Genomic DNA, 23,874 nt, shown 5'->3' with positions numbered 1-23,874 from the left:
TAAATAAGAAAAATTTTATTTTAATAAGTGTATTTATCGATACCAAAAGAATAATATTCTTTTTAATAAATAATAAATATAAGTATTTTCTTATTTTTTTAGATATGATAAAAAAATATTCTGATGTTGTAATTTAGCTTCACTTTAGTAAAATTCTTAAAAATACTAAAAGAACAAAATAAAATATGGTAATAGGAGTACCGAAAGAGATAAAGAATAACGAGAATAGGGTTGCAGTTACTCCAGCAGGTGCAGCTTCATTTATAAAGAATGGTCACCAGATATATATTCAAAAATCAGCAGGCTTAGGTAGTGGTTTTACTGATGAAGATTATACAAAAGCAGGTGCTCAATTACTGGATACTATTGAAGAGGTTTATGCTATTGCAGAAATGATTTGCAAGGTAAAAGAACCTATAGCTCAGGAATATCCTTTAGTAAAAGAAAACCAACTGATATTTACATATTTTCATTTTGCATCATCAGAGGCTTTAACAAAAGCTATGATTGCTAGTAAGGCTATCTGCCTAGCTTATGAAACTGTAGAGAAAAAAGATAGAAGTTTACCGCTTTTAATCCCAATGTCTGAAGTTGCAGGCAGAATGGCCATACAAGAAGGCGCTAAATATCTAGGTAAGCCAACCGGTGGAAGAGGTGTTTTACTAGGCGGTGTTGCCGGAGTTAAGCCTGCTAACGTTTTAATTATTGGCGGCGGCATTGTTGGAACACAGGCAGCTAAAATGGCCGCAGGTTTAGGTGCAAATGTCACCATTATGGATGTTGATTTGCAAAGGTTACGCCATCTAGAAGATATTATGCCTGCCAATGTAGATACGGTAATTTCTAATGAATATAATTTAGAAGAAGCTGTAAAAACAGCAGATTTAATTGTAGGAGCGGTTTTAATTCCAGGAGCTAAGGCGCCTCATTTAGTTACACGTTCTATGTTGAAGTTAATGAAACCGGGAACGGTTTTGGTTGATGTAGCAGTAGACCAAGGTGGTTGTATAGAAACTTGTACGCCTACTACACATGAGAATCCTATATTTATGATAGATGGAATTGTACATTACTGTGTGGCTAATATGCCTGGTGCTGTACCTTATACTTCTACTTTAGCATTAACAAATGCTACTTTACCCTACGCATTGCAATTAGCCAATAAAGGATGGGTAAAAGCTGTTAAAGAAAATGAAGAACTATTTAAAGGATTAAACATTGTAAGGGGAGAAGTAGTCTATAAGGGAGTGGCAGATGCTTTTAATTTACCCTTAAAATCAATCAGATTAGAAGAAGAAATACCTACTTAAGGTTAAAGATAATACACTGACTAACTAACAGTAATTGGGAACAAAGCGATAGCAATGTTCCCTTTTTTATTTTACAGACAAGACTTGACTTAAACAGTCATGATGTCTTTCTCTTTCAACTCAACCAATTGGTCTATTTTGGCAATGTAAGCGTCGGTAATTTTCTGTACTTCAGCTTCGCCAACTTTAATTTCATCTTCGGAAGCACCATCATTTTTTAGTTTCTTGATGCTCTCATTGGTGTTTTTTCTGATATTTCTAATGCTGATTCTGCCAGTTTCTGCTTCTTCTTTAACTTTCTTCACTAAATCGCGTCTTCTTTCTTCTGTTAAAGGAGGTACATTCAATCTTATCAGCTGTCCATCATTTTGAGGATTTAAGCCTACATTAGAAATCATGATAGCTTTTTCAATAGGGCCAATCATAGATTTTTCCCAAGGTTGTACCACAATGGTTCTTGCGTCTGGTGTGTTGATATTAGCTACTTGCGTAAGTGGTGTAGGAGTACCATAATATTCAACCATTATACCATCTAACATAGCTGGAGATGCTTTGCCCGCTCTAATTTTAGTAAACTCACTATCTGTATGGGCTAAAGCTTTTTGCATGGTTGAGGTTGCCTCTTCCAATTCTAACTTAATAAACTCGTTCATCTTTAATTTATTTACGTAAAATTAGTTCTTTATTTAACCAAAGTGCCTATAGTTTCGCCTTTAATCAATTTCATCAGGTTACCAGGCTTATTCATATCAAATACAATAATAGGAAGATTGTTTTCATCACACAGCGTAAAAGCTGTCATATCCATTACATTTAAATTTCTATCGTATACCTCAGTAAACGATAAATGGTCAAACTTAGTAGCTGTAGCGTCTTTTTCAGGGTCTGCAGTATAAATACCATCTACCCTGGTTCCTTTTAAAACAACATCAGCTTTAATCTCAATAGCTCTTAATGCTGCGGCAGAATCGGTAGTGAAATATGGATTACCCGTTCCGGCACCAAAAATTACAACTCTTCCTTTTTCTAAGTGCCTCATGGCTCTTCTTCTCACGTAAGGCTCACAAATCTGTTCCATTTTAATGGCTGATTGTAAACGAGTGTAAACGCCAACGGTTTCTAAAGCATTTTGAAGGGCCATAGAATTAATTACGGTTGCTAACATGCCCATATAATCAGCTTGCGCCCTGTCCATACCAGATTTTTCTGCACTCAAACCTCTAAAAATATTCCCTCCGCCAATTACAATAGCAACTTCAACGCCTTCTTCTTTAACTGCTTTTATCTCTTTTGCATATTGTAATACTCTAGCATTATCAATACCATATTGTTGATCTCCCATTAGGGATTCTCCACTTAGTTTCAGTAAAATTCTCTTATATTTCATTAAAGGGGGATTTTGGCAAAAATAGGAATTATCCTGTTAAATAAAATAACAATTTAGATTTAGCTAAATCCAGATACAAAAAATCCCCATCTAGTAAAAGATGAGGATTTTTTTAAATTTTCTCGATTTGTTAAGCTATCTCACTACTCAATACGCATTACTCAAATCTAATTATTAATTTTCTCGATTTATTAAGCTATCTCACTACTCAATACGCATTACTCAAATCTCAATTAAGCTCCTAAAACAACTCTCTTGAAAGATTTAACAGTTAAACCGTTAGAAACTCCATTTAAGAAAGCTCTGATATCTTTAGAAGAATCTTTAACAAATTCTTGATTTAATAAAGTTTGCTCTTTGTAGAACTTGTTTAATTTACCAGCAGCAATTTTTTCTACCATTTCTTCTGGTTTACCTTCTGCTCTGATTTGCTCTTTAGCAATTTCAAGTTCTCTTTCGATTACTCTTGCATCAACATCGTCTTTATCAACGCCAACTGGGCTCATAGCAGCAATTTGCATAGCTACGTCTTTACCAGCTTCATCAACACCAGCTGCATCTTGGGTTAAACCAACCAATACACCTAAACGGTAGTTACCGTGGATATAAGCAACAACTTTCTCAGCCTCAATAACCTCGTATTTAGAAACGCCAATTTTCTCACCAATTTTACCAGTTTGGTCTAATATCAAGTCAGAAATTTTAGTTCCATTTAGTTCTTGAGCTAATAAATCTTCTAAAGAAGAAGGGTTAGTTTCGATAGCTTTAGCAGCGATAGCATCAGCAAATGCGATAAAATCAGCATTTTTAGCTACGAAATCTGTTTCGCAGTTTACTTCTACTACAACACCTTTTTTACCATCGGCAGTAGTTTTAGCGATAACAACACCTTCGTTAGAATCTCTATCCTGACGAGAAGCTGCTACTTTAGCACCTTTTTTACGTAGGTAATCTACTGCTGCTTCAAAATCGCCGTTAGACTCTGTTAAAGCTTTTTTACAATCCATCATACCTGCGCCAGTTTGTTGGCGAAGTTTATTTACATCTGCTGCAGAAATTTGTACTGTAGACATTTTATAAAATTTAGCCCCCCTCTATCCCCCCAAGAGGGGGGAAGACAGGACGTTAATACTTTGTTAATTAAAAATATAAATAAGCATGGCCACTCTATAACTCCTCTCCTTCGGAGAGGTAGGGTGAGGCTCTTATTCGCCTTTTGCTTCTTCTGTTACCTCAGCAGTAACTTCAGTAGCTTTTCTTGCTTTTTTAGCTTCACCTGCTGGAGCATCAGCTTTAGCTTTTTCTGCTGCTGCTTCTTTGTCAGATTCTGCTTCTTTCTCTTGCTTGCGCTCTTCTAAACCTTCTTCAATAGCTTTAACAATAATGCCAGCGATTAAAGAGATAGATTTAGTTGCGTCATCATTCGCAGGAATAGGGAAATCAATATTAGAAGGGTCAGAGTTAGTATCCACCATTGCAAAAGTTGGGATATTTAACTTTAACGCCTCAGTAACAGCGATATGCTCTTTCTTAACATCTATTAAGAATAATGCTGCAGGTAAACGGTTTAAATCAGCGATACCTCCTAAAAGGTTTTCTAATTTAATACGCTCACGCTGTATCATTAATTTTTCTTTTTTAGATAATACATCGTAAGTACCGTCTTTAGTCATTTTATCGATGTTAGTCATCTTTTTAATAGACTTTCTTACGGTAGCAAAGTTAGTTAACATACCACCTAACCATCTTTCGGTTACATAAGGCATATTTACAGATCTTGCGTATTCTGCAACGATGTCTTTAGCTTGTTTCTTTGTAGAAACAAATAATACTTTACGACCTGATTTTACAATCTGCTTGATAGCAGCTGCAGCCTCTTCAACTTTTACTAAAGTTTTATTTAAGTCGATAATATGGATTCCATTGCGCTCCATGAAAATGTATTGCGCCATTTTAGGATTCCACTTGCGGGTAAGGTGTCCAAAGTGTACACCTGCATCCAATAAGTCCTGATAAGTTGTTCTTGCCATTGTTGTGTCCTCCTAAAATTAACGTTTACTGAACTGGAATCTCTTACGAGCTTTAGCTCTACCTGGTTTCTTACGCTCAACCATACGTCTATCACGTGTCATTAAGCCTTTAGCTCTTAGAGCAGGTTTTCTAATTCCATCTAATTCAACAATAGCTTTAGCAATCGCTAAACGAACAGCTTCAGCCTGACCTTTAATACCACCACCCGCTACGTTTACTTTAACATCGTATTGACCAGTAACTTCAGCAACGATGAAGGATTGGTTAACAATGTATTGTAAAGGTAAGGTTGGGAAATATTCTGTATAATCTTTACCATTTACGGTAATTTGACCATTACCCTCAGTTAAATAAATGCGGGCAACTGCAGTTTTTCTTCTTCCAGAAGTGTTAGTAACTGACATTTTCTTTCTCCTTTAATTAAAATTTAACTTCTTTAGGGTTTTGCGCAACATGTGGATGCTCATTACCTGCATAAACATATAAGTTTTTGAAGATTGCTCTTCCTAATCTGTTTTTAGGTAACATACCACGTACAGCCTTCTCGATTACTCTTTCAGGATGTTTTGCTAATAACTCTTTTGGAGAAATAAAACGTTGACCACCTGGATAACCAGTGTAAGAAATATAGGTTTTATCACCTAATTTATTACCAGTTAGTCTAACCTTGTCTGCATTGATAACAATTACATTATCGCCGCAGTCTACGTGTGGGGTGTACCCTGGCTTGTTTTTGCCCTTAATCACTTTCGCGATGTTAGAACACAAGCGCCCCAAAATCTCGCCCTGAGCGTCAACAACAATCCATTGTTTGTCAACGGTCTTTTTGTTAGCAGAGACAGTTTTGTAACTTAACGTATTCACTTGCTTTGTTTTAAATTATTTATAAATATGTTCTATCCCTAATTTTTAGGGACTGCAAAGATAGGGCTTTATCTTTAATTGTCAAGGGGTTTAAACGGATATTTGTACTCATGTTATCTACTTTGCTGATAGGAAGATCATTTTCTAGTAAAATGTTGATTTGTAAATAGTTTTTTTGGTTAGAGATAGATAACGTCATGTTAATGGCTTAGTGATAATTGTTAAGACAGCGAAAGAAAATTTTAATAAATTTGTTGTTATGCATGTAGTGGATGAGCATATTGAGAAATTTATAAAACTATGTAGTGCCTATCAGGTAGAGAGGATGTATTTGTTTGGCTCGGCTTTAAATCAAAACTTTTCTAATAAGAGTGATATAGATTTTCTTGTAAAGTTTAAATCCATGGATTTATCAAATTATTTTGATAACTACATAAATTTTAAAGGAAAGTTAGAGCAATTATTTGGACGTAAAGTAGACCTATTAGAAGAGCAAACCTTAAAAAATCCTATTTTAATCAATTCTATTAATAAATCCAAAGAGCTTGTTTATGGATGAAAGAATTTTAAAATGGCTTTTTGATATTAAAATTTGTGTTGATGAAATTGAAAGTTTTTTCAAAGGTAAAGAAAAAGACTTCCTGAAATACAAAGAGAACATCATGCTCAAAAGAGCGGTAGAAAGAAACCTGGAAATTATTGGGGAGGCAGTAAATAGGATTATTACCCGCGATAGTTCTTTTGTTGAAAAGATAAATAATTCAAGAGCTATTTTAGGATTAAGAAATCAAGTTATCCATGCTTACGATAATATTTCTGATGAAAATATATGGTCGGTACTTACTCATCACTTACCTAAGCTGAAATTAGAAGTTGAAAAATTGATTAAAGAAAGCCAAGTTTAGCTTTTACAAAACATATAACCCTATACTACTGAAATTACTTCTATTCATTCGATTTTATGAAACCCTTTTTTAAAGAATTATTCGATTATAATCATTATGCTAATACAAAATTAGGAAGTGTCTATAATGAATATCCTGATAAGCTTTCAGAGAAAGCCGTAAAGCTTTATAATCATATCCTTAACGCACATCAAATATGGAATAACAGAATCAATCCTCTGCAATCTAGTTTTGGTGTTTGGGAAATTCATCCAATTAATGATTTATCAAATATTAACGCTACTAACCATCAGCAAACTTTGCAGATTTTAGACGATTTCGATTTCCATATCATTATCAGTTATAAAACCAGTAACGGATTGCTTTTTAATAGTAGTATAAGTGATATATTGTTTCATGTAATCAATCATTCTACATACCATAGGGCACAAATTGCTACAGAATTTAAATCAGTAGGCTTAGATCCCATTAATACTGATTACATCTTATATAAACGATAATTGATATGCTGAGAATCTCAATAAAAACCCATTATTAACTAATCATTATCTTTTTGTTTCCTTTTTATTTTTATTTGTTATTTTATTTTTTTATTTGTTTCTTTTTGTTTAGCATTGTATACACAATTTAAATAGATGAGAAATTTAGTATTAGCTTTATGGTTGATTTTTTCTAACCTTTTTAGTATGGCACAATCAAATTTTGATAAACAAGGGCACCGTGGAAGTAGAGGGTTAATGCCAGAGAATACTATTCCGGCCATGAAATTGGCGCTTGATTATGGTGTTACTTTAGAAATGGATATTGCTATCAGTAAAGATAAAAAGGTATTGGTTTCTCATGATCCCTATATTTCGGATGTATTTGCATTAGATCAAAATGGTAAGGAAATACCTAAAGGAAAAGGTTTAAAGCTTTACCAAATGAATTATGCAGAAATTAAAACTTATGATGTAGGTTCTAAATTTCATCCTTTATTTCCAGAGCAAAAGAAACTGAAAGTAAATATCCCACTTCTAGAGGATTTGATTGATGCTTCTGAGGCCTATGCTAAAGAAAAAGGTTATCCGGCTCCTCATTACAATATGGAAACCAAGATTACTCCAAAAGGTGATGGCGAATTACATCCAGCACCAGAAGAGTTTGTGAAGCGATTAATGAAAGTCATTAAGAAAAAAGGCATAATAGATAGATTAATTATTCAATCTTTTGATCCTCGCTCTTTAGAAATTGTTCATCAAAAATATCCAGAAGTAAAAACCGCTTATTTGGTTTCTAAAGGCTCACTAGAAAATCATCTTAAACAATTAAATTTTAAACCAGATATCTATAGTCCGGCTTATAAGCTAGTAAATAAGGAGCTGATAGAAACTTGTAAAAAACAAGGTATAAAAGTGATACCATGGACAGTTAATACCAAAGAAGATATAGAAAAACTAAAAGAATTAGGTGTTCATGGTATTATATCCGATTATCCAAACTTATTTTAATAGCTAATTATCTTTAAGATACATGAAATTATCTTTTCTTGATCCAGCAAAGCATCAACCTCCTATACAAGAACAAAAAATAGACCCTACCTATAAGCAATTAAGGTGGAAAGTTTTTTTAGGGATATTTATTGGTTATGCAGGTTACTATTTAGTAAGAAAAAATTTCTCTTTGGCTATACCTAACTTAATAGAGCAGGGCTATTCTAAAGGAGATTTAGGTTTAGCATTATCCGGAGTTTCTATTGCTTACGGAATTAGTAAGTTTTTGATGGGTAACGTATCAGACAGAAGCGATGCTCGTAAGTTTTTGACATTAGGCTTAGTTTTATCTGCCTTTACCATGATTTTGATGGGCTTTTTTCCTTTTGCTACAAGCTCTATCGCTATCATGTTTACCTTATTGTTTCTTAATGGGTGGTTTCAAGGAATGGGTTGGCCGGCATGTGGTCGCGTGATGGTACATTGGTTTTCTAAGAAAGAAAGAGGAGTTAAAATGTCGATCTGGAATGTAGCACACAATGTTGGTGGCGGTCTTATTGGTCCTTTAGCTATTTTGGGTTTAGCCATATTTAACGATTGGCATAGCAATTTCTATTTCCCTGGTTTTATCGCTTTAGCCATAGCACTTCTAACTTATATTTTAGTAAGAGATACGCCGCAATCATGCGGCTTACCACCCATAGAAGTTTATAAAAATGAAGGTGAAGTTTCGCTAGAAACAGAGAAAGAACTCAGCGCCAAGCGTATTTTTTTAGATTATGTACTTTTTAATAAAGCTTTATGGTTTATCGCTATAGCTAATGTTTTTGTGTATTTGGTAAGGTATGGCGTATTAGACTGGGCACCAACTTATTTAAAGGAAGTAAAAGGTTTTTCTATGTCAGAATCTGGTTGGGCTTATTTTGCTTATGAATATGCCGGGATACCAGGTACACTATTGTGTGGTTGGTTAAGCGATAAAGTTTTTAATGGAAGAAGAGTACCAGCAACCATCGTTTTTATGTTTTTGGTAATGATAGCTGTACTGGTGTATTGGAAAAATCCGCCCGGAAACCCCATGATAGATAACATTTCTTTAATTGTTATTGGTTTTCTTATTTATGGTCCAGTGATGTTAATTGGTGTACAAGCTTTGGATTTGGTACCTAAAAAAGCGGCTGGTACAGCAGCAGGTTTTACCGGTTTATTTGGATACTTGGGAGGTTCTGTATTTGCCAATATTGCTATTGGTTACATTGTTGATGCTTGGGGATGGGACGGAGGCTTTTACGTTTTGGTAATGGCTTGTGTCTTAACTATATTCTTAAGCTTATTAACCTGGAAAGATGAAATTAAACGATTAGCAACAATATAATTTTTAATGCCCGAAGGAAATAAAAGTTAAACACATCCGGATAGGTTTAACTTTTCTCTTCGCTTAATGGACAAGTGATATACTCAAATTAAAAACTAGTCATTAACACATAATACTTATAAGGTTTCTTAAGGGCTAAAAACCCTTGAGGCTCCTTTTTTATGCCTAAAATTTAAGTTGTGATTTTGTAGTAAACAATTGTAAAACAGAATATTATAAATAGAAATAAAGAGAATATGATAAGAAAATTACTTTTTAAAATGGGGATGCTATTCATGATGTTTAACATGATGAATTTATCCTTAAAAGCACAGGTTAATATTACATTTCCAGAGGTGCTTTTTACCAATGCATCTACTATTGCTAGAGAAGGTACTTCTACCGTTATTTTGGATAGGTTAATTTCTTTAGTTGATAATACACCGGCCGGAGAGCAAATTAGGATATCTATTTATCTGATTAATTATCAGCCTTTAATGGATGCTTTGAAGAATGCCGAAACTAGAGGGGTGAATATCAAAATACTGGTAGATATGAGTAGATCTGATAGTCAAGAAACCAATGCTACATCTTTACCATGGTTGCAAACAAATTTAGCTGCATCTGAGGTAGTAGCTACCGTTAACGATGTAAGTACACTTTCTATCAACCACCATAAATATGCTTTATTTTCTAAAGTAAATACAAGTGCTGGTTTGGTAAGTAACATTACTTTTCAAACCTCGCATAATTTTACTACTTCTGATGCTAAAAAGGTGCAAGATGCTATTACGTTTAATGATGCCGGTATTTATAATGTCTTTTTAAGTAATTGGCAAATGATGCGGTCTTATGCAGCTGCGGGCATGAAGAATAATTTTAATTATACTGTTTATGAAGATGTTGCTAATGGTTTAAGAGCAGAGTTTTTTCCAAAGATTTCTGGCGGCAGCTTTATTGGGCAAGATAACGTTTTAGAAAATCTTGATGCTATTACTGATGTTGCAAATGCTAAAATCAGAATTGCTATGTCTGATTGGTCTGATTTAAGAGTTGCTATAGTAGATAAATTAATCGCTCTTAAAAATCAAGGTGCAACTATAGAAGTTTATGCAAAAGATGCAGCAGGAACTCAGGTACAATCAAAATTAAGACAGTTGCAACAATTAGGCGCAACAGTAAGGATATTTAACCTAGAAAGCGGTAGCGATGCTAAATTTAATATCCATGCCAAAATGATGCTGATAGAAGGTACCTGGAAAGGCCAGGCTAATTCAAAAGTGATTATTACAGGGTCTCATAATTATACAGACCCGGCACTAAAAGCTAATAATGAGGTATTGGTTTACTTGTTAAATTCTCCGGTTTTTAATCAATATCATACTTACTTTGAGGGATTAAAAACGGTAGTTCCTACAGTTCAGCTACTAGCATGGGATTTTAACTCGATTACCTCTTCAGATGTAGGAGATTACCCGGCTACTTATTCATCGGGTATGTTAAGCTCAAAACTAGCGAGAGGTAGCGGACTAGTATACAATGTGCTAACTAAAGGGTTTTCATCCGCTAAAGCAGATTTAGGTGTTGGAGTTTTAACTACTAATTTAACAGAGGCTAAAGATAGAAACGAATATTATGAGTTTTCTATAAAGCCATTGCCCGGAAAATCTGTTTCTTTATCTGAGATTTCTGCCAAGATTAGAAGAACTGCAAATGGTGCAACTAAAATGCAATGGACTTATATTTTAAATGGAGGACCTGTTACTAATGTTGGTTCAGAAATTAATGTCAATACCACTAGTTCTGGTTATTATCTAGCCCCTGTTGATGTGAGTAATATTGCAGATTTGCAAGACATCAGACCTAACGAATTGGTAAAAATAAGACTTTATGTATATGGTGAAGGCACCAGAACAGGAACTATTGCATTTGGACAAAGTTCAACCACAGATGTAAACGTACTTACCATCAGAGGAGATTTAGCCAATATCTCAGATGATAATTTACTCATCAGCTGGTCTGCCAATAGTTTGAGTGGAGAAACAGCTTCTTTTGCTTCAACTACTCGTTCCAGTGCTCTTAGTTCGGTAACTATGACTAGAGGAAGCGGTTTAGAGGCATCTTCATTATCAAGAGGCTTTAGCTCTAGAACAAATGCCAACATTAGTTTTGCATCTGTAACAGATAAAACTAGCGCAATAGCTAATAATAGTTATGTAGAGTTTGATGTTAATGTATTGGCAAATTATAAAGTTTCTATTAAAGCCATTTATGCGAAATTAAGAAGGTCTAGCGCAGGCGCAAGAAATTATATTATCCAATACAGTATTAATGGAGGTACTTTTTTAGATGCAAGCCCAACCATAGCTTTCTCAAATACTTTTGCCGGAGGTATTTCACAAGACCCTATAGATATATCTGGTATTGCTGCTTTGCAAAATATTGAAGGTGCTAAAAATATCAAATTCAGAATTTATTCTTGGGGTTATACGTCTACGGGTGGCTCTTTTGCTTTTGGTTTATCAGAAACATCTTCTGATGATGTATTTACCGTAGCTGGTACAACTGTATCAACAGCTTTACCGGTAGTGTTAAATAAATTTGAAGCAGTTAAACAAGCAACACAAGTAAACTTAAATTGGAGCACAGCATCAGAAAAAAGCAATTCCCATTTTGAAATTTTAAAATCAAGCGATGCTAAAAACTGGATTCTACTAAGCACTATACAGGGTCAAGGGACAAAAGATGGGGTTTCTACATACAACTATACAGATATAAATCCTGAAGTAGGAAACAATTATTATCAACTTAAACAGGTAGATTTTAATGGTGATGTTACATTATCTGAAATCAAAGTTGTAAATTATGGTTTGTTAACCAATGAGTTAAAGGCTTATGCCGATGATGTTAAAGTGATAGCTTTTATAAATCAACAAGAGGTAGATGAAGGTTATTTAAGTATTTTCGACATATCAGGGAAGCAACTTTTATCAGAAAAGGTAAAATTAAGTTCGGGCTTAAATAAGATAATATTACCTATCAATTTAGCTAAAGGTGTATATGTATTAAGGTTAGATAAAGTTCAGGAAAAGTTTACAATAAAATTTATAGCAATCTAAATTCTAATAAGAATCTTTTTTAGTCATAATAATTTTTTTTATTTTTATTTAAGCTAACTTTTAAAAAAAATTATAAAACCTAATTCATGAATCGTAGAAATCTATTAAAAACAATAAGCATCTCTTTGGGTGCTTCGGTTATCAGCACAGAGGTTATAGCAAAATTGGCTAATGATTCTTTTTTGTATAACAGCAAGCCAAATTTATTACACAAGCCTCTTAGTAGGGCAGTAACAGCCATCACTATTGGTGCTGGCAACCGGGGTACAGTTTATGGTAATTTTGCAGCTAAATTTCCAGACCAATTAGATATTATTGGTGTAGCAGAGCCAAACAGTTTTAGAAATCAGAAATACGCAAAACAGCATCAAATAGCCGATAAAAATAGATTTAAAACCTGGGAGGATGTTTTTAAACAACCAAAATTTGCCGATGCGGTTATCATTTCTACACCAGACGATTTACATTATGCCCCTTGTATGAAAGCCTTAGAAATGGGTTATGATATTTTACTTGAAAAACCTATCGCACCCACAGAAAAGGAATGTAGATCTATTTTAAGTTTGGCTAAAAAGAATGGTAGAATTGTTGCCGTTTGTCATGTGTTGAGGTATGCACCTTATTTTGTTAAAATGAGAGATTTGATAGCGCAGGGAGCTATTGGCGAGGTAGTCAGCATTCAGCACTTTGAGCCTATAGAACATACACACATGGCGCATTCTTATGTAAGAGGTAATTGGCATAACGCAAAGCAAACAACACCTATTATTTTGGCAAAATCTTGTCATGATTTAGATATCATCAAATGGATTATCAATAAACCAAGTCAAAAAATAGTTGCCATGGGCGATTTGAAATGGTTTAAAAAGGAAAATGCTCCGGAAGGAAGTACTGCCCGTTGTACGGATGGATGTAAAGTTGAAAGAGAATGCCCTTATTCTGCTATAAAAGAGTACTACGAAAAGAGAAAAAGATTAGGTGTTTTAGATTTACCTGAGGATAAAACGAAACACCCGGAAGTGATTATGGAGCGTTTAAAAACTACCAACTATGGCAGGTGCGTTTACCGTATGGAGAACGACCAGCCAGATCATTATGTTACCAGTATCCAGTTTGCTGATAGTGTTACGGCAAGTTTCTCTATGGAAGCTTTCACATCATACCACGGAAGAAGAACCCGTATTATGGGAACTATGGGAGATATGGTTGGCGATATGGAAGAACTTGTTGTAAGTGACTTTAAAACAGGTAAATCGGTTAAATTTATACCTAAAGTTGAAGATGTTGAGGGTTATAAAAACAGTGGTCATGGTGGTGGCGATTGGTTGCTGGTTAAAGATTTTGTACAAGCCGTAGGGCAGCAAAATGCCAGTATTTTAACTTCTACTATTGATGAATCTATCGAAAGCCATATCATGGGTTTTATGGCCGAAGAGAGTAGAAAAACCGGTAAGATAATGGATATTAAGATTTAAGTTTAGTTTGGAGATGTATAATTACAGCGCTTCTCTTATTTGAGGGCGCTGTTTTTTTTATTTCTGATAAATAAGAATTAAACTACAGTAACATGTATACCCATACTTTCTAAGGCCTGTAAAGTTGAAGCAGATATGCCGCTATCTGTAATGATATGGTCTATTTCATCAATTGGACAAATTTTGCCAAAACCTCTTTTACCAAATTTTGTAGAATCGGCCAAAACAATGGTTTTTTGCGCAACTTTTATCATTTCTCTATTTAACTGAGCTTCCATAGAGCTGGTTGTGGTTAAACCAAATTCTAAATCAATACCATCAACACCTAAAAAAAGTTTATTACAGAAAAAATCTTTTAAGATGGTTTCTGCATAAGAACCCGTAACAGATGAAGAACTTTTTCTTAATAAACCACCCAATTGCATAACTTCAATGTTTTGGTGCCTAGTTAATTCTAGCGCCACGTTTAAAGCTGCTGTAACAACGGTTAGATGCATGTTTGCAGGAATAGCCCTTGCTAAAGCTAAAACTGTAGTGCCAGATGCAATAATTAAAGCATCGTTCTCCTGTATCATTGCTGCTGCAGTTGATGCAATTTTAACTTTCTCCAGAGATTGAATTTTCTCTTTTTCATTAACAGGCCTATCTATAGTGTATGGGTTCTGTAATGTTGCCCCACCATGTGTTTTGAAGAGTAAGTTTTTTTCTTCTAGTAACTTTAAATCTTTTCTAATCGTTACAGGAGATACATCAAGTTCTTTACACAAATCTACTACGGCTATATACTCTTCTTTTTGAAGTTTGTTCAAAATAAACTGATGGCGTTCTGCAATATTTATCATTACACTATTTTTTTGATTTTCTAAGGTAATAATTAAATATAAAAAGAAAATGTTTTATAGGTTATCAAAATATTTTCTAATCTCTTTATGAAGGTCCTGAGGTTTTCTTTTTATTTTTATTTGTTCTTTTTTATTTCGATTTATTTTCTTATCATTGTTTAGTGTTTCGATTTACTTTCGATTTTTAAATTATGGATAGGAATAGAGAAGGCCAAGTAAAAGACTTAGAAAAAGATATACAGTGGGATATTGTTGTGATTGGAGGAGGTGCAACAGGTTTAGGTTGTGCGGTTGATGCTGCTTCAAGAGGTTTTAAAACCTTATTAGTAGAGCAATCTGATTTTGCAAAGGGAACCTCAAGCAGAAGTACCAAATTGGTGCATGGCGGGGTTAGGTATCTGGCAGCCGGAGATGTAGCGCTGGTTTATGAAGCTTTAAGAGAAAGAGGTTTGTTATTAAGAAATGCAGCTCACCTGGTTAAAAAACAACCTTTTATTATACCATGTTTTAGTGTTTTTGAGCAACTTAAATATGTAGTTGGTTTAAAGCTTTACGATTGGTTATCCGGGAGGTTTAGCTTTGGATCATCAACTATCTTAAATAAAAAAAGTGTAGAGAAAGCTTTGCCAGGTTTAGATAGTACGAAGTTAAGAGGAGGTGTAGAGTATTACGATGGCCAGTTTGATGATGCCCGTTTAGCAGTAAACATAGCGCAAACTGCCATAGAGCAAGGCGCCACTGTACTTAATTATGTGAAGGTAGAGGGTTTATTAAAATCTGGTTCTAAGGTAAGTGGTGTTGCGGTAAGAGATTTAGAAACGCAAATTACCTATAATATTAAAGCTAAAGCCGTTATTAATGCTACAGGGGTATTTGTAGACGATATATTAAGTATGGATAAACCAGGGGCAAAAGCCTTGGTAAGGCCAAGCCAAGGTGTACATATTGTGTTAGATAAATCTTTTATGCCTGCAGATGCTGCTTTAATGATTCCAGAAACTTCTGATGGTCGCGTATTATTTGCAGTTCCTTGGCATAACTATTTAGTTGTGGGTACAACAGATACACCACTAGATAAAAACAGCCTCGAGCCAAAAGCATTACAACAAGAAATAGATTTTATTTTACAAACAGCAGCCTTATATCTGGCTAAAAAACCGACTGAAAAAGATGTATTAAGCGTTTTTGCGGGTTTAAGGCCTTTAGCTGCGCCAACAAAAAACACAGGTAAAACCAAAGAAATATCTAGAAGTCATAAACTTATTGTGAGTGATACTGGCTTGGTAACCATTACCGGTGGCAAATGGACTACTTACCGTAAAATGGCAGAAGATACCATCAATCAAGTTATTCAGGTTGCTCAATTATCAAAAGCAGCTTGTAAAACAGAAGCCTTAGCTATCCACGGAAGTACAACCCAAAAACTTGGTAATCATTTAGATTTTTACGGTCTTGATGCTGCTCATATACAGAATCTTATGAAGCAAGATTCAAGTTTAAAAGCTTTGCTGCATCCTAAATTTCCGCATTATTTGGCAGAAATTGTATGGGTTACTAAAAACGAAATGGCTCGCACCGTAGAAGATGTATTGGCCAGAAGATTGCGTATTTTATTTGTTGATGCACAAGCCGCTATAGAAATGGCTCCTAAAGTAGCCGATTTAATGGCATCGGTTTTAAACCAAAACGAAGAATGGAAAGCCCAACAAATAAGCAATTTTATAACTTTAGCTAATCAATATTTATTAAACAAGCATCCGGTAAAGCCAACTTATAAAGAAGACCAATTATTAACTAAAGCTTGATATCATGAGTAAATACATTTTGTCTTTAGACCAAGGAACATCAAGTTCAAGAGCAATCATTTTTAATGATGAAGGCAAGCAACTAGCTGTTGCTCAAAAAGAATTTACGCAAATATATCCACAAAGTGGTTGGGTAGAGCATGATGCGATGGAAATCTGGAGCTCGCAAATAGGCGTGGCAACAGAAGCTGTTATCAAAGCCAGAATTTCTCCGCAAGACGTTGCTTGTATTGGTATCACCAATCAAAGAGAAACTACCATCGTTTGGAACAAGCAAACCGGCGAGCCTATTTGCAATGCTATAGTTTGGCAAGATAGAAGAACAGCTTCTTTTTGTGATGAGCTAAAAGCAGTAGGTAAAGAACCATTGATTAAGGAGAAAACGGGTTTAATGGTTGATGCCTACTTCTCTGCCACTAAACTGAAATGGATTTTAGACAATGTAGAAGGAGCAAGAGCAGAAGCCAATGCTGGAAACTTACTTTTTGGTACAGTAGATAGTTGGTTGGTATGGAAACTTACTGGTGGAAAAGTTCATATTACTGATGTGAGTAATGCCTCAAGAACAATGCTTTTCAATATGCATACTTTAAATTGGGATGATGAATTGTTAAGCATTTTTGATATTCCAAAATCAGTTTTGCCTGAAGTTAAATCATCAAGTGAAGTTTATGGAGAAACGGCTGGAGCTATATTTTCTGCTAAAATTCCAATCGCAGGTATAGCGGGCGACCAGCAAGCGGCACTTTTTGGGCAGCTTTGTACACAAGCCGGTATGGTAAAAAATACTTATGGTACAGGTTGTTTTATGCTGATGAATACAGGTAACAAACCTGTAATGTCTAAAAATAATTTAGTTACTACCGTAGCTTGGAAAATAAACAACGAAGTTCATTATGCTTTAGAGGGTAGTATTTTCATGGCCGGGGCTATTGTACAATGGTTAAGAGATGGTTTAGGCATCATTAAAACATCTTCAGAAATTGATGATTTGGCTAGCGCTTGTGAAGATAACGGAGGTGTTGTGTTGGTTCCTGCTTTTACAGGTTTAGGCGCTCCGCATTGGAATCCTTATGCTAAAGGAACAATTTTTGGCTTAAGCCGAGGCACTAAATCATCACACATAGCAAGAGCAGCTTTAGAAAGTATAGCTTATCAAACCATGGATGTTTTAAAAGCTATGGAAGCCGATGCTGATTTTGTAATTAAAGAACTACGTGTTGATGGCGGTGCTACCGTAAATAATTTATTGATGCAGTACCAGGCAGATGTTTTAGACACATCGGTTATCAGGCCTAAGGCAGCAGAGTTAACGGCTATTGGCGCAGCATATTTAGCAGGCTTAGCCGTTGGTGTTTGGGCTAATATAGAGCAGATAAAAAAGCAGTGGGAAGTAGATCAAATTTTTGAGCCAGCACATACAACGCAGGTTCAGAACAATATTAAGCAATGGAAAAAGGCTGTTCAGGCAGTTAACCATTGGACAACTTTATAAAAAAATAAATGCACTCAGTCTAGAAAAGGTGCATCACCAATTATAAACTAAAATAAAGAAAACATGAATCAGTATGTAGCCGAGTTTTTGGGTACATTTTTCCTGATTTTATTGGGGAACGGTGTAGTAGCCAATGTAGTGCTCAATAAAACAAAAGGACAAAATTCTGGCTGGATAGTCATTACTACCGGTTGGGCCTTAGCTGTTTTTGTGGGTGTAGTTATTGCCGGGCCACACAGCGGTGCACATCTAAACCCTGCTGTAAGTGTTGCTTTGGCTGTTGCCAATAAGTTTGCTTGGGCCGAGGTTCCTGCTTATGCAGCAGCACAACTTTTAGGAGCATCGGCTGGGTCTTTAATGGTGTGGTTTTTTTATCATGATCATTTTAAAAATACCGAAGATATTAACCTCAGAGCAGCTTGTTTTTATACACAACCTGCCATTTTAAACAAAGGCATAAACTTTATGAATGAAGTGGTAGGAACGTTTGTGCTCATCTTTACCATTTTTTATTTTACTGATGCCGAATTAGCAAATCCTAAAACAATAGTGGGTTTGGGCTCTCTTGGTGCTATACCTGTTGCTTTTTTAGTTTGGGCAATTGGATTATCATTAGGAGGCACAACCGGGTACGCTATCAATCCGGTTAGAGATTTAGGGCCACGTATTGTTTTCTTTTTCATCAATAAAGGAAAAGCCGGCGTATGCCAGTGGTCTTATTCATGGATACCCATTATAGGACCTTTTATTGGAGCAGTTTTGGCTGCTTTATTATTTACACTACTCTCATAAATAATCATAACAAATACTTAACATTAGAATAACCCATTAATAACATTTAATTGCTCTATTTGTGCCGCTTAACAACAAAAAGAAACAATAAAAAATAAATTGTAAATAATATGGTGTTTTTAAATGTTTTTTATTTTAAATTTAATAAACCAAATAACTTCGTAATTTTATTATCGAAGTTGAGCCTAAAATTAAACAAGTAGTTGAAAATCAATTTTTTAAATAATGAATGAGAAATGTTTACCCCGCTTAAAGAAAGTGGTAAAAACAAAGGGTACAAGCCTTTTATTTCTATCCTTCTTTCTAATTATTTTTAATACGTTAAGTGCTTTTGCCCAAACGGCACAAATAACGATTAAAGGAAAACTTCTAGGCGATGATGACGGTCAGCCCATCATTGGTGTGATTATAACCGATAATAATAAGAAGAATTTAGGTACAACCAACTTCGATGGTGAGTTTTCTATAAACATACCAAAAAATACTACGGTTACTTTTTCTTACATAGGTTATGAACCTACAATCAGGACTTTTGCGAATAACCAAAGCAATTTATCTATCAGATTAAAAGTTGCCACTACTGCTTTAAATGAAGTTGTTGTAACCGCTTTAGGTATTAAAAGAGAGGAAAAAGCCTTGGGTTATGCTGTTACAACAGTGCAAGGCGAGCAATTAACGGATGCTATTTCTAATAACTGGACAGATGCTTTATCTGGTAAGGTTGCAGGTTTAAATTTAGTAAGGTCTAATAGTGGTCCGGCTGGGTCTAATAAAATTATCCTTCGTGGTGAAAACAACTTAACCGGAGACAACGAAGCTTTAATTGTTGTTGATGGTGTGGTGATTAACCAAGGTACAGGTAGACGTACTGCTAACGCTGGTGAAAGTGCTTATGGTACTGGAAGTGATAATATGCCTGCGGATTATGGTAGCGGTCTAAATGATATTAATCCAGAAGATATAGAAAGTGTTTCTGTTCTAAAAGGGCCTGGTGCGGCCGCTTTATACGGACAAAGAGGAGCAAATGGTGCTATTATTATCACTACAAAATCTGGAAGTGCCAAAAGAAAGGGTTTAGGAGTTACATTTAATTCAAACGTAGCTTTTGAGAGCGGGAATCGCTGGCCAGATTTACAATACGAATACGGTCAAGGTACAGGTGGTGCCAATTATTATTCTTTTGGTGCCGGACCAGACGGGCCAAGTACTAGCGGAACAAGTTCGGCATACGGACCAAAATTTGATGGACAAATGTTCTTTCAATACGACCCTGTAACACAAGCAAGAGGTACAGAAAGAACACCATGGGTACCTTATCCTGGTAAATTAAATGATTTTTTTGACGTAGGTCAGACTCTTACCAATTCAGTTAGTTTAGATGGTGGTACTGATAAAACTACCGCTCGTTTTTCTGTTACTAATGTTAAAAACACTTGGATAACACCCAATACTGGATATGATCGTAACTCGGTTGCTCTATCAGTAAGTTCTAAAATAAATCCAAAACTTCAAGTTACTTCTAAAGTAAACTATACAAACAGAAATAGTGATAATTTGCCAGGTGCTGGCTATGGTAACCAATCTTTAATGTATTGGTATATATTTTGGCAGCCAAGTGCAGATCCAGACTGGTTAAGAAATTATTGGAGAAACGGTGAAGTTGGAAGACGTATTCAATATCCATTTAGTTCTTTCCCAGAAAACCCTTATGCTATTTCTTACGAGTTCATCAATAAATCAGACAGAAATACTTTAACAGGAAATATCCAAGCTACCTATAATTTCACCAAAAACTTAAGCTTAATGGTGAGAACTTCCTTAGATATGGGATACGAGAGAAGAGCGCAAGAGCGCCCTTACGATGCAGGAACTAGATTACCAAAAGGATCTTATAGATTCCAAAACATTTATTCGCAAGAAGCAAGTAGTGATTTCTTATTAAGATATACGAAGAAATTTAAAAAAGATTTCGAGATAACTGCAACTGCCGGAGGTAGTGTGCTTAAAAACATCTATAATAGAGATGAGATTAGAGCCGATTCTTTAAACCAGCCAGGTGTTTATACCATAGCTAATAGCGCTGGACCTTTAGCAACCTTTCCATTTAAAAGTCAATACAATATCAATAGTTTTTATGGATTATTCTCAGGTGTTTACAAAGACTTCCTTTATCTAGATTTAACTGCAAGAACAGATTGGAACAGTGTATTAGCTACTCCAAATCGTACTGATAATGTAAACTTTAACTACCCATCAGCCAGTTTAAGCTTTTTAGCTTCTGAATTATTAAAACTTCCAAAAATTATAGATTTTGCTAAATTTAGAGTATCAGCTTCTGGGGTTGGTAGTGGTTCTACTACACCTTATAGAACTTCTTATAATTATGAAATTGCAGGAAGTGGCTTATATCCAGGCGGAGCTTTAAATAATCCTACACTTTTGCCTAATCCTAACTTAAGACCTTTAAGAACAACGACTTACGAATACGGTGCTGACTTTAGGCTCTTTAAAAACCGTTTAAATTTTGATGTTGCTTATTACTATGGTAATACTAAAGATCAAATCTTAACCCGTGTAGTAGATCGTTCAATAGGCTATAATCAGGTTCTTGTGAATCTTGGTAAAGTAACCAATAGAGGTTTTGAGCTAGCAGTTAACGGTACACCAATTAGTACAAAATCTGGGTTTAAATGGACTTCCTATTTCACTTTCTCCTCAAACAGAAACAGGGTTGAAGAATTGGGAGATAGCTCTGTAGTGTTAAGAAACGGACCAGTTGGTGGAGGCCAAATTGTAGTAAAAGTTGGTGGTAGCATGGGTGATTTATACGGAAGAGGTTACCAACGAGCTCCAGACGGACAAGTAATTTACGATGAGCAAACAGGTTTTGCAAAAATAAGTGATGAGGTAGTATATTTAGGAAACACCATCCCGAAGTTTAGAACAAGCTTAGGGAACGAGTTTAGATATAAGCAATTTAGATTTAATGCCTTATTTGATGCTCAAATTGGTGGTGTAGCTCACTCATTAAGTCATTATAAATTGGTTGAGCAAGGTAAACTAACCAAAACATTACCAGGTAGATATAGTGGTATCATAGGAAATGGTGTTATTCAAAATGCTGATGGAACATTTCGTCCTAATGACGTAATCACTTTTGATGTTGATGGTTATTATAGATCGCACATGGGTATTGATAATGCAGAAGGAAGTACTTTTAGAACAGATTTCTTGAAATTTAGAGAAGCCAGATTGGATTACACGCTTACCCCTAAACTCGTTAGAAAATTAGGTATGCAGAGGGCTTCAATCGGGGTGTATGGACGTAACTTGTTTATATGGTCTCCATGGCCAATATTCGACCCAGAATTTGGTACACTTGCCGGTACTGATATTGTGCAAGGTTTTGAAACTGCTCAGTTTCCATCAACAAGAACCTACGGTGTAAACTTAGTTATAGGACTTTAATCAAAACATAGAAATGAAAACGATATTAAGAATAACGATGATATACATGTCCATCTTGGTGTTTATAGCACCTGGATGCCAGAAAGATTTTAAAGAAATTAATACCGACCCTAATGGTACTCCAACCGCATCACCTGCACAGCTTCTTGCTCCAGCTTTGGTGAATGCCTTAACGGTAAATATGGTTAGAAATAGAAATCTTAACAACGAGTTGATGCAGGTAACAGTTAATCAAACTGATGCTGATGCAACAATTTTTAGATATGAAATTAGAAGAAATCTTTCTGACTATGCATGGAACAACTTATACGTTCAGCTAAACAATTTTAAAGATATTTATAATCTTGCCAATAGTACAGCAAACATAGATAAATCTTATAGAGGTATCTCTTTAATCTGTCAAGCTTGGATATTTTCTATCTTAACAGATACTTATGGTGATATCCCATACAGTGAAGCCTTACAAGGAAGAAATTTAATTTTCGAACCTAAGTTTGATTTACAAAAAGATGTTTATGCAGGCATTTTCCAACAATTAGAAGAAGCAAATACTTTATTAGCTGGCGCACCAAATATCTCAGCCGGTAGTGATCCTGTTTATCAAGGAAACGCCTCTAGATGGAGAAAATTCGGAAACTCTCTTTATTTAAGATTGCTACTTCGCTTATCTGGTAAAGCAGAAGTTGCACAACAAAGTATCGATAAAATAAAAGATATTGTTGATACTAACCCTACAAATTATCCAAGAATGGTTAACAACGATGAGTCTGCAATTTTACGTTGGACAGGCGTTGGGCCATTTACTTCACCATATGTTTTAAGTGTGAGAGAGCAGGATTGGAGAGACCCAGCTATAGCATCTTTCTTTATAGACCATTTAAGAGATTGGAATGATCCTCGTTTAGATATTTCTACTTGGGGAAGAAACGGTGTAAACAGATGGGGTATTTCACAAGGGTCTAATGGTTTTGCAGGTGTCCAGAGTGGTTATACTCCTGGTGCTGGAGAGCCTAAACAATCTTTCTTTTACTCCATTGGTTCTGTTGTATCTGGTGCCCCAGCACAAACACTTCAAAATGATCCTTTAACAGGGATGATGATGAACTACGCAGAATTACAATTTATACTAGCCGAGGCTGCCGCCAAAGGTTGGATTAATGGTTCTGATGAAGAATTTTATAAAGCTGGAGTATTAAACAGTATTACACTTTGGGTACCAACATGGAATATAAGTGTTGATACTTATTTGTTTAATGCGGATATGCAATTTCTGCCAACGGATGGTTTAGCTGAGAAGATGGAGAAAATACACTTACAAAAGTATTATGCACTATTCTTAACTGATAATCAGCAGTGGTATGAGTATAGAAGAACAGGATATCCAACTTTACCAAAAGGTGCGGGTTTAAGAAATAATGGTATTATGCCAGCTCGTATGACCTATCCTGTTTATGTAGAATCTGCAAACCCAACAAATTATAAACTCGCTGTTGCCGCACAAGGTCCTGATGAAATATTTACTCAAGTTTGGTGGCAAAAACCTTAATCTTAAATT

20 protein-coding genes are annotated in these 23,874 nt (G+C 35.2%); 13 read left to right on the top strand and 7 right to left on the bottom strand.

Annotation, left to right across the window (positions count from 1 at the left end; translation table 11 throughout):
- The first annotated feature begins 185 nt into the window (after window positions 1-185).
- Entirely contained in the window at window positions 186-1,310 is a 1,125-nt protein-coding gene (ald, locus tag B2745_RS04605) for an alanine dehydrogenase (RefSeq protein WP_304064106.1), read from the top strand.
- 89 nt (window positions 1,311-1,399) lie between these two features.
- Here the strand turns inward: ald and frr are convergent, their stop codons facing one another.
- The 6 genes from frr to rplM all read right to left on the bottom strand — a co-directional run bounded on the left by frr (window position 1,400) and on the right by rplM (window position 5,592).
- Window positions 1,400-1,963, bottom strand: coding sequence for a ribosome recycling factor (gene frr / locus B2745_RS04600; RefSeq protein ID WP_304064105.1), 564 nt, complete (start codon window positions 1,961-1,963; stop codon window positions 1,400-1,402).
- A gap of 29 nt (window positions 1,964-1,992) precedes the next feature.
- Complete coding sequence (pyrH, locus tag B2745_RS04595) at window positions 1,993-2,697, bottom strand: UMP kinase (RefSeq protein WP_026905388.1); 705 nt, start codon at window positions 2,695-2,697, stop codon at window positions 1,993-1,995.
- Between the two features lie 233 nt (window positions 2,698-2,930).
- The gene (gene tsf / locus B2745_RS04590) at window positions 2,931-3,770 is read right to left on the bottom strand and encodes a translation elongation factor Ts (protein ID WP_304064104.1); all 840 of its coding nucleotides are present in this window, start codon (window positions 3,768-3,770) and stop codon (window positions 2,931-2,933) included.
- A 132-nt stretch (window positions 3,771-3,902) separates the two neighbouring features.
- Window positions 3,903-4,727 carry a 30S ribosomal protein S2 gene (gene rpsB / locus B2745_RS04585; protein WP_304064103.1) on the bottom strand — a complete coding sequence of 275 codons (825 nt, stop codon included), beginning with the start codon at window positions 4,725-4,727 and terminating at the stop codon, window positions 3,903-3,905.
- An 18-nt stretch (window positions 4,728-4,745) separates the two neighbouring features.
- Window positions 4,746-5,132, bottom strand: coding sequence for a 30S ribosomal protein S9 (rpsI, locus tag B2745_RS04580; protein ID WP_026905385.1), 387 nt, complete (start codon window positions 5,130-5,132; stop codon window positions 4,746-4,748).
- Window positions 5,133-5,148: 16 nt separating this feature from the next.
- Entirely contained in the window at window positions 5,149-5,592 is a 444-nt protein-coding gene (rplM, locus tag B2745_RS04575) for a 50S ribosomal protein L13 (RefSeq protein WP_026905384.1), read from the bottom strand.
- A gap of 211 nt (window positions 5,593-5,803) precedes the next feature.
- On the opposite strand from rplM, the gene B2745_RS04570 reads away from it, so the two are divergent.
- The 7 genes from B2745_RS04570 to B2745_RS04540 all read left to right on the top strand — a co-directional run bounded on the left by B2745_RS04570 (window position 5,804) and on the right by B2745_RS04540 (window position 13,917).
- Window positions 5,804-6,151 carry a nucleotidyltransferase family protein gene (locus B2745_RS04570; protein ID WP_304064102.1) on the top strand — a complete coding sequence of 116 codons (348 nt, stop codon included), beginning with the start codon at window positions 5,804-5,806 and terminating at the stop codon, window positions 6,149-6,151.
- Complete coding sequence (locus B2745_RS04565) at window positions 6,144-6,497, top strand: DUF86 domain-containing protein (RefSeq protein WP_304064101.1); 354 nt, start codon at window positions 6,144-6,146, stop codon at window positions 6,495-6,497. The genes B2745_RS04570 and B2745_RS04565 overlap by 8 nt, the downstream gene beginning before the upstream one ends.
- Before the next feature lie 56 nt (window positions 6,498-6,553).
- Window positions 6,554-6,997, top strand: coding sequence for a DinB family protein (locus tag B2745_RS04560; RefSeq protein ID WP_304064100.1), 444 nt, complete (start codon window positions 6,554-6,556; stop codon window positions 6,995-6,997).
- A 135-nt stretch (window positions 6,998-7,132) separates the two neighbouring features.
- Complete coding sequence (locus B2745_RS04555) at window positions 7,133-7,987, top strand: glycerophosphodiester phosphodiesterase (protein WP_304064099.1); 855 nt, start codon at window positions 7,133-7,135, stop codon at window positions 7,985-7,987.
- A 22-nt stretch (window positions 7,988-8,009) separates the two neighbouring features.
- Window positions 8,010-9,344: a glycerol-3-phosphate transporter gene (glpT, locus tag B2745_RS04550; protein WP_304064098.1), complete on the top strand. Its 1,335-nt coding sequence runs from the start codon at window positions 8,010-8,012 to the stop codon at window positions 9,342-9,344.
- A 236-nt stretch (window positions 9,345-9,580) separates the two neighbouring features.
- Window positions 9,581-12,442: a phospholipase D-like domain-containing protein gene (locus B2745_RS04545; protein ID WP_304064097.1), complete on the top strand. Its 2,862-nt coding sequence runs from the start codon at window positions 9,581-9,583 to the stop codon at window positions 12,440-12,442.
- An 86-nt stretch (window positions 12,443-12,528) separates the two neighbouring features.
- Window positions 12,529-13,917: a Gfo/Idh/MocA family protein gene (locus tag B2745_RS04540; protein ID WP_304064096.1), complete on the top strand. Its 1,389-nt coding sequence runs from the start codon at window positions 12,529-12,531 to the stop codon at window positions 13,915-13,917.
- A gap of 77 nt (window positions 13,918-13,994) precedes the next feature.
- Here the strand turns inward: B2745_RS04540 and B2745_RS04535 are convergent, their stop codons facing one another.
- Window positions 13,995-14,759, bottom strand: coding sequence for a DeoR/GlpR family DNA-binding transcription regulator (locus tag B2745_RS04535; RefSeq protein ID WP_304064095.1), 765 nt, complete (start codon window positions 14,757-14,759; stop codon window positions 13,995-13,997).
- Between the two features lie 191 nt (window positions 14,760-14,950).
- On the opposite strand from B2745_RS04535, the gene B2745_RS04530 reads away from it, so the two are divergent.
- The 5 genes from B2745_RS04530 (at window position 14,951) to B2745_RS04510 (ending at window position 23,865) form a co-directional block, all read left to right on the top strand.
- Window positions 14,951-16,564, top strand: a complete 1,614-nt coding sequence (locus tag B2745_RS04530; RefSeq protein WP_304064094.1) for a glycerol-3-phosphate dehydrogenase/oxidase — start codon at window positions 14,951-14,953, stop codon at window positions 16,562-16,564.
- A gap of 4 nt (window positions 16,565-16,568) precedes the next feature.
- Window positions 16,569-18,059, top strand: coding sequence for a glycerol kinase GlpK (gene glpK / locus B2745_RS04525; RefSeq protein ID WP_304064093.1), 1,491 nt, complete (start codon window positions 16,569-16,571; stop codon window positions 18,057-18,059).
- 63 nt (window positions 18,060-18,122) lie between these two features.
- Complete coding sequence (locus B2745_RS04520; protein WP_304064092.1) at window positions 18,123-18,851, top strand: MIP/aquaporin family protein; 729 nt, start codon at window positions 18,123-18,125, stop codon at window positions 18,849-18,851.
- 225 nt (window positions 18,852-19,076) lie between these two features.
- Window positions 19,077-22,319, top strand: a complete 3,243-nt coding sequence (locus B2745_RS04515; protein WP_304064091.1) for a SusC/RagA family TonB-linked outer membrane protein — start codon at window positions 19,077-19,079, stop codon at window positions 22,317-22,319.
- 13 nt (window positions 22,320-22,332) lie between these two features.
- Entirely contained in the window at window positions 22,333-23,865 is a 1,533-nt protein-coding gene (locus B2745_RS04510) for a SusD/RagB family nutrient-binding outer membrane lipoprotein (protein ID WP_304064090.1), read from the top strand.
- The last annotated feature ends 9 nt before the right edge of the window (window positions 23,866-23,874 follow it).

This window comes from Pedobacter glucosidilyticus (genome assembly GCF_002483235.1).
Taxonomy (GTDB): domain Bacteria; phylum Bacteroidota; class Bacteroidia; order Sphingobacteriales; family Sphingobacteriaceae; genus Pseudopedobacter; species Pseudopedobacter glucosidilyticum_B.
The sequence above is the reverse complement of the archived record's forward strand: the minus strand, read 5'-3'. Positions and strand labels throughout refer to the sequence as shown.

What these genes read in the sequence shown, in the direction of transcription:
- glpK (WP_304064093.1), top strand. Translation starts at nt 16,569, where the DNA reads ATGAGTAAATACATTTTGTCTTTAGACCAAGGAACATCAAGTTCAAGA.
- rpsI (WP_026905385.1), bottom strand. Translation starts at nt 5,132, where the DNA reads ATGTCAGTTACTAACACTTCTGGAAGAAGAAAAACTGCAGTTGCCCGC.
- rpsB (WP_304064103.1), bottom strand. Translation starts at nt 4,727, where the DNA reads ATGGCAAGAACAACTTATCAGGACTTATTGGATGCAGGTGTACACTTT.
- B2745_RS04510 (WP_304064090.1), top strand. Translation starts at nt 22,333, where the DNA reads ATGAAAACGATATTAAGAATAACGATGATATACATGTCCATCTTGGTG.
- B2745_RS04565 (WP_304064101.1), top strand. Translation starts at nt 6,144, where the DNA reads ATGGATGAAAGAATTTTAAAATGGCTTTTTGATATTAAAATTTGTGTT.
- glpT (WP_304064098.1), top strand. Translation starts at nt 8,010, where the DNA reads ATGAAATTATCTTTTCTTGATCCAGCAAAGCATCAACCTCCTATACAA.
- pyrH (WP_026905388.1), bottom strand. Translation starts at nt 2,697, where the DNA reads ATGAAATATAAGAGAATTTTACTGAAACTAAGTGGAGAATCCCTAATG.
- B2745_RS04560 (WP_304064100.1), top strand. Translation starts at nt 6,554, where the DNA reads ATGAAACCCTTTTTTAAAGAATTATTCGATTATAATCATTATGCTAAT.
- B2745_RS04540 (WP_304064096.1), top strand. Translation starts at nt 12,529, where the DNA reads ATGAATCGTAGAAATCTATTAAAAACAATAAGCATCTCTTTGGGTGCT.
- B2745_RS04530 (WP_304064094.1), top strand. Translation starts at nt 14,951, where the DNA reads ATGGATAGGAATAGAGAAGGCCAAGTAAAAGACTTAGAAAAAGATATA.
- B2745_RS04535 (WP_304064095.1), bottom strand. Translation starts at nt 14,759, where the DNA reads ATGATAAATATTGCAGAACGCCATCAGTTTATTTTGAACAAACTTCAA.
- tsf (WP_304064104.1), bottom strand. Translation starts at nt 3,770, where the DNA reads ATGTCTACAGTACAAATTTCTGCAGCAGATGTAAATAAACTTCGCCAA.
- B2745_RS04520 (WP_304064092.1), top strand. Translation starts at nt 18,123, where the DNA reads ATGAATCAGTATGTAGCCGAGTTTTTGGGTACATTTTTCCTGATTTTA.
- B2745_RS04555 (WP_304064099.1), top strand. Translation starts at nt 7,133, where the DNA reads ATGAGAAATTTAGTATTAGCTTTATGGTTGATTTTTTCTAACCTTTTT.
- B2745_RS04515 (WP_304064091.1), top strand. Translation starts at nt 19,077, where the DNA reads ATGAATGAGAAATGTTTACCCCGCTTAAAGAAAGTGGTAAAAACAAAG.
- B2745_RS04545 (WP_304064097.1), top strand. Translation starts at nt 9,581, where the DNA reads ATGATAAGAAAATTACTTTTTAAAATGGGGATGCTATTCATGATGTTT.
- ald (WP_304064106.1), top strand. Translation starts at nt 186, where the DNA reads ATGGTAATAGGAGTACCGAAAGAGATAAAGAATAACGAGAATAGGGTT.
- frr (WP_304064105.1), bottom strand. Translation starts at nt 1,963, where the DNA reads ATGAACGAGTTTATTAAGTTAGAATTGGAAGAGGCAACCTCAACCATG.